This window comes from Methanosarcina horonobensis HB-1 = JCM 15518 (assembly GCF_000970285.1).
In the GTDB taxonomy this organism is placed as follows: Archaea; Halobacteriota; Methanosarcinia; order Methanosarcinales; family Methanosarcinaceae; genus Methanosarcina; species Methanosarcina horonobensis.
In genome coordinates, this window is the sequence record NZ_CP009516.1 from 3,460,409 (window position 1) to 3,473,821 (window position 13,413).

The 13,413-nt window shown below is 43.0% G+C and carries 16 protein-coding genes; all 16 read left to right on the top strand.

Features of this window, described 5'->3' with window-relative positions:
- The 16 genes from fpoH (at position 1) to MSHOH_RS26070 (ending at position 13,381) form a co-directional block, all read left to right on the top strand.
- Positions 1 to 1,041: a F420H2 dehydrogenase subunit FpoH gene (gene fpoH / locus MSHOH_RS15185; RefSeq protein ID WP_048140876.1), complete on the top strand. Its 1,041-nt coding sequence runs from the start codon at positions 1 to 3 to the stop codon at positions 1,039 to 1,041.
- 4 nt (positions 1,042 to 1,045) lie between these two features.
- A complete protein-coding gene (gene fpoI / locus MSHOH_RS15190; RefSeq protein ID WP_048140878.1) occupies positions 1,046 to 1,456 on the top strand; it encodes a F420H2 dehydrogenase subunit FpoI in 411 nt (136 codons plus the stop codon).
- Positions 1,453 to 1,740, top strand: a complete 288-nt coding sequence (locus MSHOH_RS25730) for an NADH-quinone oxidoreductase subunit J (RefSeq protein ID WP_048140880.1) — start codon at positions 1,453 to 1,455, stop codon at positions 1,738 to 1,740. Before fpoI ends, MSHOH_RS25730 begins: the two co-directional genes overlap by 4 nt.
- Positions 1,730 to 1,981, top strand: coding sequence for a F420H2 dehydrogenase subunit FpoJ (gene fpoJ / locus MSHOH_RS25735; protein ID WP_048140882.1), 252 nt, complete (start codon positions 1,730 to 1,732; stop codon positions 1,979 to 1,981). Before MSHOH_RS25730 ends, fpoJ begins: the two co-directional genes overlap by 11 nt.
- Positions 1,978 to 2,286, top strand: a complete 309-nt coding sequence (gene fpoK, locus MSHOH_RS15205) for a F420H2 dehydrogenase subunit FpoK (protein WP_048140885.1) — start codon at positions 1,978 to 1,980, stop codon at positions 2,284 to 2,286. The genes fpoJ and fpoK overlap by 4 nt, the downstream gene beginning before the upstream one ends.
- Positions 2,280 to 4,298, top strand: coding sequence for a F420H2 dehydrogenase subunit FpoL (gene fpoL / locus MSHOH_RS15210; protein ID WP_048140887.1), 2,019 nt, complete (start codon positions 2,280 to 2,282; stop codon positions 4,296 to 4,298). The genes fpoK and fpoL overlap by 7 nt, the downstream gene beginning before the upstream one ends.
- A complete protein-coding gene (gene fpoM, locus MSHOH_RS15215) occupies positions 4,298 to 5,785 on the top strand; it encodes a F(420)H(2) dehydrogenase subunit M (RefSeq protein ID WP_048140890.1) in 1,488 nt (495 codons plus the stop codon). Before fpoL ends, fpoM begins: the two co-directional genes overlap by 1 nt.
- Before the next feature lie 3 nt (positions 5,786 to 5,788).
- The gene (fpoN, locus tag MSHOH_RS15220) at positions 5,789 to 7,258 is read left to right on the top strand and encodes a F(420)H(2) dehydrogenase subunit N (RefSeq protein ID WP_048140892.1); all 1,470 of its coding nucleotides are present in this window, start codon (positions 5,789 to 5,791) and stop codon (positions 7,256 to 7,258) included.
- Positions 7,259 to 7,271: 13 nt separating this feature from the next.
- On the top strand, positions 7,272 to 7,661 hold the full coding sequence (locus MSHOH_RS15225) for a F420H2 dehydrogenase subunit FpoO (RefSeq protein ID WP_048140895.1): 390 nt from the start codon (positions 7,272 to 7,274) through the stop codon (positions 7,659 to 7,661).
- Positions 7,662 to 8,049: 388 nt separating this feature from the next.
- Positions 8,050 to 8,715 (top strand): hypothetical protein, encoded by a 666-nt coding sequence (locus MSHOH_RS15230; protein WP_048140896.1) that lies wholly within the window; start codon positions 8,050 to 8,052, stop codon positions 8,713 to 8,715.
- Between the two features lie 191 nt (positions 8,716 to 8,906).
- Positions 8,907 to 11,177, top strand: coding sequence for a NosD domain-containing protein (locus MSHOH_RS22290; RefSeq protein WP_162197646.1), 2,271 nt, complete (start codon positions 8,907 to 8,909; stop codon positions 11,175 to 11,177).
- Positions 11,178 to 11,642: 465 nt separating this feature from the next.
- Positions 11,643 to 11,861 carry an antitoxin VapB family protein gene (locus MSHOH_RS15240; protein WP_048140898.1) on the top strand — a complete coding sequence of 73 codons (219 nt, stop codon included), beginning with the start codon at positions 11,643 to 11,645 and terminating at the stop codon, positions 11,859 to 11,861.
- Positions 11,862 to 12,260: 399 nt separating this feature from the next.
- Complete coding sequence (locus MSHOH_RS26065) at positions 12,261 to 12,386, top strand: DUF433 domain-containing protein (protein WP_204245455.1); 126 nt, start codon at positions 12,261 to 12,263, stop codon at positions 12,384 to 12,386.
- A 172-nt stretch (positions 12,387 to 12,558) separates the two neighbouring features.
- On the top strand, positions 12,559 to 12,819 hold the full coding sequence (locus MSHOH_RS15245; protein ID WP_048143540.1) for a DUF2683 family protein: 261 nt from the start codon (positions 12,559 to 12,561) through the stop codon (positions 12,817 to 12,819).
- The gene (locus tag MSHOH_RS15250) at positions 12,816 to 13,088 is read left to right on the top strand and encodes a type II toxin-antitoxin system RelE family toxin (RefSeq protein WP_048140901.1); all 273 of its coding nucleotides are present in this window, start codon (positions 12,816 to 12,818) and stop codon (positions 13,086 to 13,088) included. The genes MSHOH_RS15245 and MSHOH_RS15250 overlap by 4 nt, the downstream gene beginning before the upstream one ends.
- Before the next feature lie 170 nt (positions 13,089 to 13,258).
- On the top strand, positions 13,259 to 13,381 hold the full coding sequence (locus tag MSHOH_RS26070; RefSeq protein WP_204245456.1) for a DUF433 domain-containing protein: 123 nt from the start codon (positions 13,259 to 13,261) through the stop codon (positions 13,379 to 13,381).
- The last annotated feature ends 32 nt before the right edge of the window (positions 13,382 to 13,413 follow it).

The following is a 13,413-nucleotide window of genomic DNA, read 5'->3' on the forward strand; positions in this document are numbered from 1 at the left end:
ATGGTTATAGAAATTCCAGAATTCATAGTTCCTTTTATACCCTGGATCCGCGGGCTTGTAGGCCTCTCTCTCGTGGGAGCAATTTTCCTCGGAGCAATGGGTGCTGTCTGGATTGAGAGAAAGCTCTCAGCAGACATCCAGTTCAGGCACGGACCGTCAAGGGTAGGCAAGTTCGGGCTCCTGCAGCTGGTAGCCGATGCCATAAAACTCTTCACGAAAGAAGACATGAGACCGAGTAATGCTGACCGTCTTCTCTTTGACAACGCTCCTATTTTCATGATGAGTTCGGTTTTCCTTATGCTTGTTGCAATCCCGGTGGGCGCAGTTTTCATAAACGGGGTCGAGTACCCTCTGGCTGTAACCGAGATGGACATCAGCGTACTTTACATAGAAGCAATGTCCGCGATTACAATTTTTGGTATTTTCATGATTGCCTACGGTTCAAACAATAAGTATTCCCTGCTTGGTGCTTTCAGGAACTTTGCCCGCATGGTAGGGTATGAAGTGCCTCTCGGAATCACTGTTGTCAGTGTTGCTATAATGACAGGCTCCCTGAATATCGTGGAAATTGCCCAGTCTCAGGGGCTGCTCTGGAACATCTTCCTGCAGCCGATCGGGTTCATTGTTTTCTTCATCGCTCTTATGGCTGATATGGGAAGGCTTCCTTTTGACCAGAACGAATCTGAAGAAGAACTCGTTGCAGGCTGGATTACCGAATATACCGGGATGCGTTTCGGGCTCGGTTTCTTTGCCGAATATATTCACATGATCCTTGGCTCTTTCCTCGTAGCACTCCTTTTCCTTGGCGGCTGGAATGTCCCCGCATTTATTGCAAACAACGCGGTGCTTGGCCTTATTGCCCCTACAGGGTTCTTGCTCCTTAAGACCGTGCTTGTGCTTATGACTATTATAGGAATGAGGTGGGCTGTCCCGAGGTTCAGAATCGACCAGGTAGTAGATATGAGCTGGAAAAAACTCCTGCCCCTGTCCCTCCTGAACCTTGTCTGGGCAGTGGGCCTTGGACTCTATCTGGGGGCTTAAGAATATGGTTCTCAAAAACATCAGATACGCAATAAAAAACATCCCTAAAGAACGCGTTACCAGGCTGTGTCCGGAAGTGGAAAGCCCGCTCTCCGAAAGGTTCAGAGGCCTTCAGGTCCTTGACAAAAGCAAATGCATAGGCTGTGGGATCTGTGCCAACACCTGCCCTAACGCCGCAATCAAGATCGTAAAAGCCCCGATTGCTCCTGGCAGTGAAAAGCAGAGGTGGTTCCCTCAAATAGACATAGGACACTGCCTTTTCTGCGGGCTCTGCATTGACCAGTGCCCCAAAGGCGCCCTTTCCAGCGGGAAAGAGTACTGCAAAGGTGTGGTAAAATGGACGCACAAAGACCTGCTTATGACTCCTGAAAAGCTTGCAAGGGAAGTAGATATCAAAGAAGGTGATAAGAGATGATCCTTGAAACCGTTGGAACGGCTCTGGAACTCGCCGTTTTCGGACTCCTTGCGCTTGTTACGGTCTTCTTTGCAATCTTTGTGGTCATTGCAAAAGACGTTGTAAGAGCCGGACTTGCCCTGATTATGTGCATGTTCGGAGTTGCAGGGCTTTATATCCTCTTAAATGCCCAGTTCCTTGGAATTATCCAGGTGCTGGTCTACATAGGAGCAATCGGAGTACTGATTCTCTTTGCAGTCATGCTGACAAAGCGAGAACTTGGAGGTGGGTCCCGTGCGTATTAACAGGGCTCTGGCTTTTTTAGTATCCCTGCTCTTTGTAGCGGTTATAGTGACAGGAGCTTTCGGGACTTCCTGGCATACGGTTCCGGACCTTCCTGAGAACCCGGCTGACCCGAGTAACATAGAGGGCATAGGTATGCTTATCTTTACTCAGTTTGTCGCACCTTTCGAGGTCCTGTCAATTGTCCTGCTCGCATCCCTTATCGGTGCAATTTATATAGCAAAAGGAGAGGGCAACAAATGACTGCTATTCCATTAACATTTTATCTGGGTCTTGCAGCTCTGCTCTTTTCAATAGGGCTTTACGGCGTAATGACACATAAAAGCGGTATCAGGATGATCATGTGTATCGAGCTCATGCTGAACTCCGCAAACATTAACCTTGTAGCTTTTTCAAGCTATACTGACACCCTTCATGGTCAGGTCTTTGCCATATTCTCGATTGCCCTTGCGGCTGCCGAAGCTGCAGTAGGGTTTGCAATCTTCATGGCAATCTACAGAATGCATGATAAGATCAACCTTGACGAGCTTAACATTCTGAGGTGGTAAAAACGGCTCTGGAAGAATTTGCATTTTTAATCCCCCTGCTTCCGGCACTGGCTTTTGCGATCACCTTCTTCTTTGGCAAGAAAATGCCTTCAGGAGGGGCAATCGTTCCCATCCTTGCCATCGCTGCCTCCTTTGTAATCTCTTTTGCGATTACCCTCGGGCTGCTGGCAAACCCCGAAGAGGTCATAAGCCAGTCCTATTCCTGGTTTGCAGTGCTTAACATAGGAGTATTAATCGACCCCCTGGCTGCAGTCATGCTGTCAATGGTCTCCTTTGTGAGCCTGTTAATCCATATCTACGCAGTCAGCTACATGTCCCATGATCCCGGAAAAGCCAGGTATTTTGCAGAAACCGCACTTTTTACGGCGGCAATGCTTTCCCTGATCCTCTCCGATAACATTCTTCAGCTCTTTGTTTCCTGGGAACTTGTAGGTCTGTGTTCCTACCTGCTGATAGGATTCTGGTTTGAAAAGCCTTCAGCAGCAGCCGCAGCCAAAAAAGCTTTCCTGACAACCAGGATCGGAGACGTAATGTTCCTTACAGGAATAATAGTACTTACTTCCGATCTTCTCAGGGTTGCAGGCGGGTTCCAGGACGGAACATACCTGCTGCGTTTCGATGAAATCTTCAGTTATATCCCCGAGCTTGCAGTTCTTCAGATAAACATCCTGGGCTTCGAAATAAGCCACCTTACTATTATCACCCTGCTCTTCTTCGGAGGAGCCGTAGGAAAGTCAGGGCAGTTCCCCCTCCATGTGTGGCTGCCCGACGCAATGGAAGGTCCGACAACGGTCTCAGCCCTCATCCATGCAGCAACAATGGTTACTGCTGGTGTTTACCTGGTCGCAAGGACTTTCCCGATGTTTATTGCAGCCCCTGATTCCCTCATGGTAGTTGCTTACTTCGGAGGCTTTACAGCTCTCTTTGCAGGCACTATGGGCATTGTGATGAACGACCTCAAGCGTGTGCTTGCTTTCTCAACCATCAGCCAGCTCGGGTACATGATGCTGGGCCTTGGTCTGGGGACCGCAATAGGGCTTGAAGCGGTCGGAATCTCCCTTTTCCACCTGATTAACCACGCTTTCTTCAAAGCACTTCTCTTCCTCTGTGCAGGCAGTGTAATTCATGCAGTTGGCACCCAGGACATGAGGGAGCTCGGAGGCGTAGGAAAGGTAATGCCAATTACCGCTGCCACAATGACCATTGCAGCCCTCGCCCTTGCAGGTTTCGGTATCCCAGGAACCTCAATAGGGACAAGCGGTTTCATGTCTAAAGACCCCATCATTGAAGCTGCATACCTTTTCGGAGAACACAGCAGCAACTGGATCCCCTATGTATTCTCAATTCTTGCAGCTCTCCTTACATCCATTTACATCTTCAGGCTGATCTTCATGACCTTCACAGGGAAGCCGAGAAGCAACTATCACGGGCACGAGTCCCCTGCCATTATGACCATCCCCCTGTCCATTCTGGCCCTTTTTGCCCTTGTGTTCGGCTCGCTGACAAGAACCGGTTTTATGGAATTCCTTGAAGAAACCTTTGCCAACAGCTTTGTGAACCTGAACATAGGAAACCTTGCAGGCATAGGTGGAAACGAACTCGTAGAGGCAGCAGGTCATGAACCTCTAATTGTACTGTGGCTTCCGTTAATAGTTGCACTTGCAGGTCTTGCAATTGCTTTCGTGATCTATTATCTGAGAGCAGTAAAACTCGGAGCCCTCGCTTCCATGAAGAACCCGATTTACAAACTGCTCTACAACCGCTACTACCAGCACCAGATCTACACCGAGTTCTTCTCAATCGGTGTTGTCTACGGAGTTATTGCTTTCCTGACACAGGTAGTTGACGTGATCGTTGACAGCATTGTGGAAGCAATCGGAATTCTCACGGTTGGAGTGGGAGAAGAACTCCGGAAGATTCAGACCGGGGTTGTCCAGACCTATGCAACCGCAGTAATTGCGGGTGTGAGCCTGCTGATAATACTTATTAAATTGATAATGGAGGTACTCTGATGCTGCCGGTCGCATCGTTGTTGATTCTGGTGCCGCTGATTTTCGCAGTCGTGACCTTTTTCACAAAAACAAAAGAACTGGCTGCAGGGCTGGGCTTTCTCGGGTCTCTTGCGACTCTCGGGCTTACCCTTTATGCCTATCTGAACTTTGACAGCAGTACTGCTGCAATGCAGTTCTATGAATCTGTAAGCTGGATTCCTTTCCTCGGAGTCAATTATTCGGTAGGAATTGACGGCATTTCCATGCCCCTTATCCTTCTGAATGCGATTGTGATTCCGTTTCTGATTCTTTTCACCTGGAAAGAAGACATGGAAGCCCCGAACAGGTTCTATGGGCTGATCCTTACCATGCAGGCTGCAGTTATAGGAGTCTTCGTTGCCCTTGACTTTGTAGTCTTCTATATCTTCTGGGAGCTTACCCTTGTCCCTCTCTTCTTCATAGTAAATATATGGGGTGGAGAAAAGCGAGCCCATGCCTCCTACAAGTTCTTTATCTACACACACGTTGCTTCACTCGTTATGCTGCTCGGGATTTTCGGGCTCTTCTACACCGCCCTGCAGCAGACAGGCGTTGCTACGTTTGACATAAGAGAGCTGGTCGCACAGTTCCAGTTCTTCGAATCCGGCCTGGTAAGAGACGGAATATTCCTTGCAATCCTCTTCGGGTTCCTGGCAAAGCTGCCGACCTTCCCCTTCCATTCCTGGCTTCCGGATGCATATACCGAGGCTCCCACAGCAGGCAGTGTACTCTTTATCCTGCTCAAAATCGGAGGTTACGGGCTTTTCAGGATCTCGCTCCCAATGCTCCCGAACACCGGCAATCCTGACATGATGATCATGATGCTTGGCCTACTAGGTTCTTTCAGTATCCTCTACGGGGCTCTTGTGGCTCTGCGGCAGAGAGATCTCAAACGCATGATTGCTTACTCCAGTTTGAGCCATATGGGCTACGTAACCCTCGGTTCAGCCGGCCTTGTCGCCCTTTCGGTTTCGGGCGCTATGTTCCAGCAGTTTTCCCACGGGCTCATCATGAGCATCATGTTCATGTCCGCAGGAGCAATCCAGACCAGTACGGGCACAAGGATAATTAACGAGCTTGGAGGGCTTGCAAAGAAAATGCCTATGCTTACCGTGGCTATGATGGTCGGCTTTATGGCATCCCTCGGCCTTCCTGGACTTACAGGCTTCATTGCCGAGTTCCTGGTGCTGACCTTCAGCTTCGTGAACCTGCCTGGATTTGTCTTACTTGCCCTGCTGGCAATAGTGATTACTGCAGGTTACCACCTCTGGGCAATGCAGAGAGCAATGTTCGGAGTGTACAATGAGAAACTCGGGGATGTAAGAGACATCAATTCCCTCCAGGTCTTTTCAATGGCTGTAATTGCACTTCTTGTGCTTTATTTCGGCCTGAACCCGAGTCCGGTGCTTAATATGATGATTGAAAACTCAGAAGCAATAGTCAGCCTGGTGGCTGCTGTGGGGGTGTAAGAAATGGATGAAATAATGTATCTTGCACCTGAAATTGTTCTGGTTGCAACCGGCCTGGTAGTGCTTCTGGCCGGAGTTTTCCTGTCCCCCCAGTCCAAGAATGTGCTGGGCTACCTGGCAACCCTGGGAATCCTTGCATCCGGTATTCTGACGGTTAACAGCTTCGAGCTTCTGACAATGGGAAGTTTCCAGGTAGGATATGCGATTTTCTCAGAGACCCTGAGTATCGATGCCCTCTCACAGTTCTTCAAACTGGTCTTCCTTGCAGTTGCCCTGATTGTTTCGATTGCCTCGATAAAGTATACCGAAAACAGCGACCACACAGAAGAGTTCTACACCCTGGTGCTCTTTGCAACCTTCGGGATGATGATTGTAGCCTCTGCAAATGACCTGATCCTTCTCTTCTGTGCCTTTGAGCTGGCAAGTCTTGCAACCTTTGCCCTTGCAGGTTTTGAAAAACAGAATGCAAGGTCCCTCGAAGGAGCCATGAAATACTTCATAATAGGCTCGGTTTCCGCAGCGCTCATGCTCTTTGGGCTTTCCTTTGTCTACGGAGCAACCGGCACTACCAGCATTTCCCTGATTGCTAAAAACCCGGGTCTTCTGATAGGAAACCCTATAGGGCTTGTAGCAATCGTGCTTCTGACTGCGGGTTTCGGCTTCAAGATGGCTCTTGTACCCTTCCACATGTGGGCTCCAGATACATATCAGGGATCTCCCTCAGTTGTTTCCGCCCTGCTTGCAGCCGGGTCCAAGAAGATGGGATTTGTAGCAGCCTTCAGGGTTTTCATAATAGCCCTTGCAGCCCTTCAGCCTGACTGGCAGTTTATGTTTGCCCTTCTGGCAGTGGTAACCATGACCTTCGGAAACGTGGTCGCAGTTGCCCAGACAAGTGTAAAACGCATGCTTGCCTACTCCTCCCTTGCACAGGCAGGATACATTGCAATGGCTTTTGCTGTAATGACTCCTGTAGCTCTTGGAGGCGGCATCATGTACACTCTTGCCCATGCCTTTATGAAAGCAGGAGCATTTATCGCAGCTGCTGCCGTTGTCTGGATGGTAGCTTCGGAAAAGAAAGGAAACCTCGATATCCCTGACCACCTGGACAGCTTCAGGGGCCTTGGTAAGAGAATGCCACTGGCAGCCCTGTGTATGACGGTTTTCGTCTTTGCCCTTGCAGGCATCCCCCCGACTGCAGGCTTCATGGCCAAGTTCGTGCTCTTCTCTTCAACCATTCAGGCAGGCATGACCTGGCTTGCAGTAATCGCCATCCTGAACAGTGCCCTTTCACTGTTCTACTACGCAAGGCTTGTGAAATACATGTACTTCCTGCCCCCTGAGGGTGAAAAGGTCAGCGTTCCTTTCCCATATGCAGCAGCCCTTCTGGTTGCAGTTGCAGGTGTGCTGGCAATGGGTCTCTGGCCCGAGCCTTTCGTGGAGCTGGCTATGAAAGCAGCAATGGTACTGGTCTAAGGAGGTATGAGAAATGACAGATTGTGATCTTTGCGGACGCGGAATCCCTACCGTTATCCCGGTCAGGGTCTTCCGCCCTCTCCTCAAATTCGCCTACCCTGAAGGAGTCTGGAAAGGGCTCTGTGAACCCTGCCTGGATTCCGCCCAGAAAACTTACTTAACAGTAAACAAAAACAATACCTCATGCAGAAAAGGCAAATGCGCCCTCTGCGGAGACAAGACCGGAGTTTTCCCGGTGAAAATTGAGATCCCCGACTTCTCAAAAGAAGTCGTAAGAAAAGACGTGGACCTCTGCTACAGGTGCCTGAAATCAGTCGATGAGGCTTATATAAGGTATAAAAAGACAAAAATCGACGAAGAGGGACGTATACACGGGCACGAACACGTACACCCGCATCATTGAGTAAAGCTGCACTTGCGGCTTTATTTTTTATTATTTTTTAGCTCTTTTTGAATGTCCTCATTTTTGCTCATCTATTTTCAGACTTATGTAACGATTTCAGTATTTTATATAAAACTGTTTATTGATTTATTATTATTTTTGATTGTTTGAATAATTACCACTATTATTTATTTTTCAGCATAGTTCTTCCTTAAAAAGTCATATTCTTCTAGTAGTTTGATGATATGGCCATAAATAATTTATAATAAAAAATCATACAGTTGTGTGAAAAAAATTTACTTTTTTTCATACTATATGAGAGCCCGAGAAATTGAAGACTTCTTGCAGAACTCCCATACAGGCGCCCGAAGGTGAAGCATGTTTATTTTCTTGAATCTGGGGCAGGTAAATGTTTTACAAAAGAATGAATAAAAAGATAGTATTTCTAATATTTTTTATAGTTATCTTTATTGGAATATGGCTTGTGCTTGATTCCATCCGGATAGGTCCAGGACTGCCACCTTCAGAAGGCATGCCAGAATGGTATATCCCGGAGACTTGGAAAGGAAATATACAGAGCTGTACTTCATCTTTTCCGGAGATTTCTCCTTACTGTAATGCAGGAAACTACTCTGGAAGAAAATATATAAACGTCTGGTACTTTGACGATGAGTCTGAATTTTTAAAAGGGGAAGATACCCTTTATCGGTATCTGGAAGAAAACGGTAATGTGTTTCAGGAGGAACTGAATATTAGTGCAGAACTTCAAGAAGAAATTGAAAGGCGTGAAGTTGAAAATTTCTGTAATATCACCTCTTTTAACGTAACAGGATATGAAAGCCCTGAAACGTCAGGATATTTTCTAGTGTATGAGAGACCTTTCCTTGAAACTCGAGAAGATTATTTCATAGTTTATTACGGAATCATGGGCCTAACTAATCTCACTGAGGAAACACCAGAGCTGAAAAAACTGATTGCAGAATCCATTTATATGTCTAATGAAGAAGGAAAAATTGACGGTTTAAAGATAGGGAATAAAAAAGAAAAGGACAATTCGTTATTTCCATGGTTTTGACACTAAGGTTAGTTCTTGTTTACATTTTTCCATATAAGGGTATGAATACAAAAAGTAAAGAGTAAAAAAAGTTTAGAATAAAAATGTAGGTGTTATGAAAAAAATGTAAAGATGTAAGAAATGAATCACCCTAGAAGGTGACATAACTGAAAACTAAAACCTATTTTATGATCGCGTTTTCTTTTCTATTAATGAATACAAATATTGTTGCAGCGGATACGATTACTGTTGATAGCAGCGGAGAAGGAGATTATACCTCTGTACAGCAAGCTGTAAACAACTCTGTCGATGGAGATACAATACTCGTAAATAAAGGAGTTTACGTAGAAAACGTAGACGTAGATAAGAAGTTAACAATAATCTCAAAGTCGGGAAATCCGGAAGATACAATCGTTCAAGCTCTTAGTCCAGGTGATCACATCTTTCATGTAACTGCGAACAATGTGACCATCAAAGGTTTTAGTTTGATAAATTCCAGTTCAGGAAGTGGAATTTATCTGGACAGTGTGCAGTATAACACTATTGCAAACAACCATTTACAAGCTAATGAGATAGGAATACATCTCTGGCATGCTAACAACAATATACTGATCAATAACACAGTATCAGACAATAACTGGGCAGGAATCCGATTATCCCCAAACGACAGTGAGCTTGCCAGCAACAATACGCTTATTAATAACACGATGGTTAATAACACATATAATTTTGCGATTGATACTGTGTATATAAATGCGAGTATGCAAAACAATATCGATACTACCAATACTGTAAATGGGAAACCTATCTATTATCTTGTAAACGTTTCGAATATTACTTTAAATTCGGCCTCAAATGCTGGGGCTATTTATTGTATCAACTGCCAGAATATGTCAATAAAAAATCAGATTCTCCAAAATAACATCCAGAGTGTTTTTTTACATAATACAAGCGATTCAAGGTATGACAGCAATATCCTATCAAATAACTATGTCGGAATCATTCTGGTTAACTCGGATAATAACACTGGGTTGAATAATATTGCAGTTAATAATATTGTTGGCATTGCGATAGTTGCATCCACTGATAATTATTTAAGCAACAATATGGCAAATTTTAATGGTGTTGGATTTGAGATTATAGATTCGGATAACACTGAACTGAACAACAACACTGCAAATAATAATAAAGCTAATGGTATAGCTTTAAGTTCTTCTACCAAAAATCAGCTAAACGAAAATATTGCAAATCACAATAATGACGGAATCAAGTTATTCAATTGCAGTAACAGCTTGCTAAACAATAATATTGCAAATTCAAACAGGTATGCAGGTATTGATCTAGGGAGCTCAAGAGACAACATTCTAACTGATAATATTGCAAATTCAAACAGGGAACATGGCTTTGAACTTGCTGGCTCAGATAACAACACTTTGAGAGGTAATATTGGGAATTCAGATATGGATCATTTACCAGATGATTCACCTAATCGTACTTCTAAGAATGAGACTAAAAATCAGGATATAAAAAATAAATCTTTCATTGATTCTACAATTTCTGTAATTATATCCTGGATACATCCCAATAATTTTTCGGATAATGTTGACAATAATCCAATAAATAGCCTTTCTGACAATTTCAGCAATAATTCGATAAGTAATTTTCTCGATAATATTAGCGAGGATTCAATCGATGTCTACGTACACCCAGGAGACTCGATCCAGCAGGCAATAGACAATTCAAGCTCCGGCGATATTATTGCCGTTTATCCGGGATTATATAAGGAAAATTTGATTGTGAACAAATCTCTCATCATAATTTCAAAGCCTGGAGAATCAACTGAGACTATAATTCAGGCTGCAGATCCGAAAGATGATATATTCTATGTAGCTGCTGACAATGTAACAATTTGCGGGTTTAATGTGATAGGAACAGACCAGGCAGGCATATGTTATACCGGATCTTGTGGCATTATCGCTGGCAATAAACTGGTTTCTGACAAATACGGAATTTACCTGAAAAAAGCCGAGAACATCACAGTTGAAAACAATAATGCATCTCAAAATGGGCGTGGAATTTACTTGAGAGACTCCAGTCGAAATATCGTGAAAAATAATGAGGTGAGTCATAATTGGCTCCATGAGGAGGAGTATAGAAACGGTATCCTTCTTAGAAATTCAAATAACAACAAGCTAACAGGTAATAATGTATCGAGAAATTGGGATGGTATACGCCTCGAAAATTCTTCAAACAATGAACTGAGCAAAAATGCAGTTATAGATGACTATTTCTGCATTAGTCTTGAAGATTCAAATAATAACAAACTTCTTGACAATACTATCAAATCAATCGGGTATTCATTTGAAATCACGCTGGGGAAATCTCATAATAATACTTTACAAGGTAACAGTGCAGGCTTTATGACTGAAGTTAAAGTATCGTCTGGCCCTGAGAGCACAAATAATACACTTGAAGGTAAGTGACATATTAGAAGATAAAGTAGCCAATTTTTATTAGATGTTACAATTGAACCGAGTTTCTGCAGGTATTTTTAAAACAGTATTTTCACAAAATCCTCCTATCAATCGTGTTATTTTTCATATATTTTTATCCAAATTGATTATTTGAACTTCCATTATATCTTCTATAAAGCTGTTTGCTGATTTATTCCATTTTGAATAGGTTGAATATTTACCATTGTTATTTATTTTTTAGTATAATTTTGGATTTAAAAGTCTGATTTCACCAAATGTTTGAATATTTGGCCAAGGCGGTAATTTCTTTGATTATTGTACATATGCTCTTGTGAAATAGCTTCCAGTTAGAAGAATATACTCAAATTCAGATTCTTTGAGAAATTTTTGCGTTCTTTTCAGTGTATTATTTATCTTCACCGGATCGAGAAAACCCGAAAAATCTTAAATACACATACATACACAGATAATATTATGCCAACAAGAACGATCAGCATAAGCGATGAAGCCTACGAAAAGCTCAAAAGCCTCAAAACCTCAGAAAAAGACAGCTTCTCGGATGTGATCCTTAAGTACTATCCTAAAAAAAGAAAGCTCTCGGAAGTGCTCTCAGAAATAGGCCCTAACCCTGAACTTGCTGATGCAATCGAAAAAACTTCCAGAGACATGAGAGCGTATTCAATTAATCCATAGATTCAACAACATTTTATTACGACGAGATAGCTATTAGAGGTAATCATTAAAAGAAGTGCTGGGACTTGAGATTAAAATTTATTAACAAGCAATTAAGAAAACCGTTTATAGTATCCATATGAATTCTAAGCAGGCTCTAAATGTCTTAGATAAATTGGCTGTTCAGTAAAAGCGGTTCTTGCAATTGGTTTTCTGTTCTGCTTTTTTTGAATTTATGACACTTCCTTCTCGCAGACAGTCTAATATCCCACCCTAAACCTAAATACCTGACAGCCTCATATTCCAATCAAGTGCAATCTATGAGTTGTAGAAAGCATATCATTATTGACCTGACATTCTTGCAGGCAAGCCTTGTAATCAAAGACACGCACCTGGCTAGTAGAGTTTAGCAACGAGTTACTGGCTAAGGACTGGCCTGAATCTGGAATCCTGCGGAATTATCCAGGCCTCACACATGAAGATATTCAGGCTTGCCTGAGTTACGCAAGTGATTTGCTCAAATCAGAAAATACTTCTTCAAGTTAGTTATTTAAGTTTGAGACTTGTTAACATATGGTCAAAGTCATATGATATATAAACAGAAACCTTTTTTCAATTATGTTGTACAATCTTGAGAAAATAAGTGCTAGAGAAAAACAGCATACTGAATCAAGTATATATATTTTTAAAATATACCTGTTATATCCTGGTGACAAGTATGACTGAAGCCGTATTAAATCTAGACGAACACACTAGCCGGATTCTGAATATCATCAAGGAGCAGTATAACCTGAAAGACCAGAGTGAAGCTATTAACTTAATGGCTCTCCAATATGAAGAAAAGATACTTGAACGTCCTTATAGTCCTGAATTTATAAAGGAAATGCAGGAAATAATGGCGGAAGATCATATACACATTCCTGATGGTATGAGTTTAATAGAATACATTGATAGTTTGCCGGATGAAGACGACAAATGAGTGAAGATAGATACCATCTGGATATCTCACCAAATTTAATAAAAGAACTTGAAAAGTTAAAGAAAAAGAATCGTGTACTACTGATTGCAATTAATAAGAAATCTGAAGAAATTCGTGTTGATCCACATCGGTATAAGAATCTCAACTATCCACTAAACAACCTGAAACGTGTACACATTGGTACGCATTTTGTACTGCTTTTCTCTGTTAATGAAGAAACAAAGACAGTAACATTAGAAAAGATTGCTCATCACGATGATGCATATTAACATCAGACTTGTACTTTGAGCTTTCGCTGAAAAACACTGATGATCTTAGCTTTTTTAGAGTCTCCTTGATCAGTCGATTTTCATTGGTTTATATATTTACCTTGGAGGCTCAGATTCTAATCAGGTACGATCATGACCTGGAAAGAGCGCATTATTATCGATCCTGAAAAATCCTTGCCGGAAAGCCCGTAATCAAAGGCACACGCCTTGCAGTCGAGTTCATCATCGACCTGCTGGCTAAGGACTGGCCTGAATCGGAAATTTTACAGGACTATCCGGGCCTTACTCATTAAGATATTTAGACATGTTTGAGCTGTGCAAGTGA

Coding starts and splice junctions, on each gene's coding strand:
- MSHOH_RS15230 (WP_048140896.1), top strand. CDS start 8,050: ATGTTTTACAAAAGAATGAATAAAAAGATAGTATTTCTAATATTTTTT.
- fpoN (WP_048140892.1), top strand. CDS start 5,789: ATGGATGAAATAATGTATCTTGCACCTGAAATTGTTCTGGTTGCAACC.
- MSHOH_RS25730 (WP_048140880.1), top strand. CDS start 1,453: ATGATCCTTGAAACCGTTGGAACGGCTCTGGAACTCGCCGTTTTCGGA.
- fpoM (WP_048140890.1), top strand. CDS start 4,298: ATGCTGCCGGTCGCATCGTTGTTGATTCTGGTGCCGCTGATTTTCGCA.
- MSHOH_RS22290 (WP_162197646.1), top strand. CDS start 8,907: ATGAATACAAATATTGTTGCAGCGGATACGATTACTGTTGATAGCAGC.
- MSHOH_RS15245 (WP_048143540.1), top strand. CDS start 12,559: ATGACTGAAGCCGTATTAAATCTAGACGAACACACTAGCCGGATTCTG.
- MSHOH_RS15240 (WP_048140898.1), top strand. CDS start 11,643: ATGCCAACAAGAACGATCAGCATAAGCGATGAAGCCTACGAAAAGCTC.
- MSHOH_RS15250 (WP_048140901.1), top strand. CDS start 12,816: ATGAGTGAAGATAGATACCATCTGGATATCTCACCAAATTTAATAAAA.
- fpoK (WP_048140885.1), top strand. CDS start 1,978: ATGACTGCTATTCCATTAACATTTTATCTGGGTCTTGCAGCTCTGCTC.
- fpoH (WP_048140876.1), top strand. CDS start 1: ATGGTTATAGAAATTCCAGAATTCATAGTTCCTTTTATACCCTGGATC.
- MSHOH_RS15225 (WP_048140895.1), top strand. CDS start 7,272: ATGACAGATTGTGATCTTTGCGGACGCGGAATCCCTACCGTTATCCCG.
- fpoI (WP_048140878.1), top strand. CDS start 1,046: ATGGTTCTCAAAAACATCAGATACGCAATAAAAAACATCCCTAAAGAA.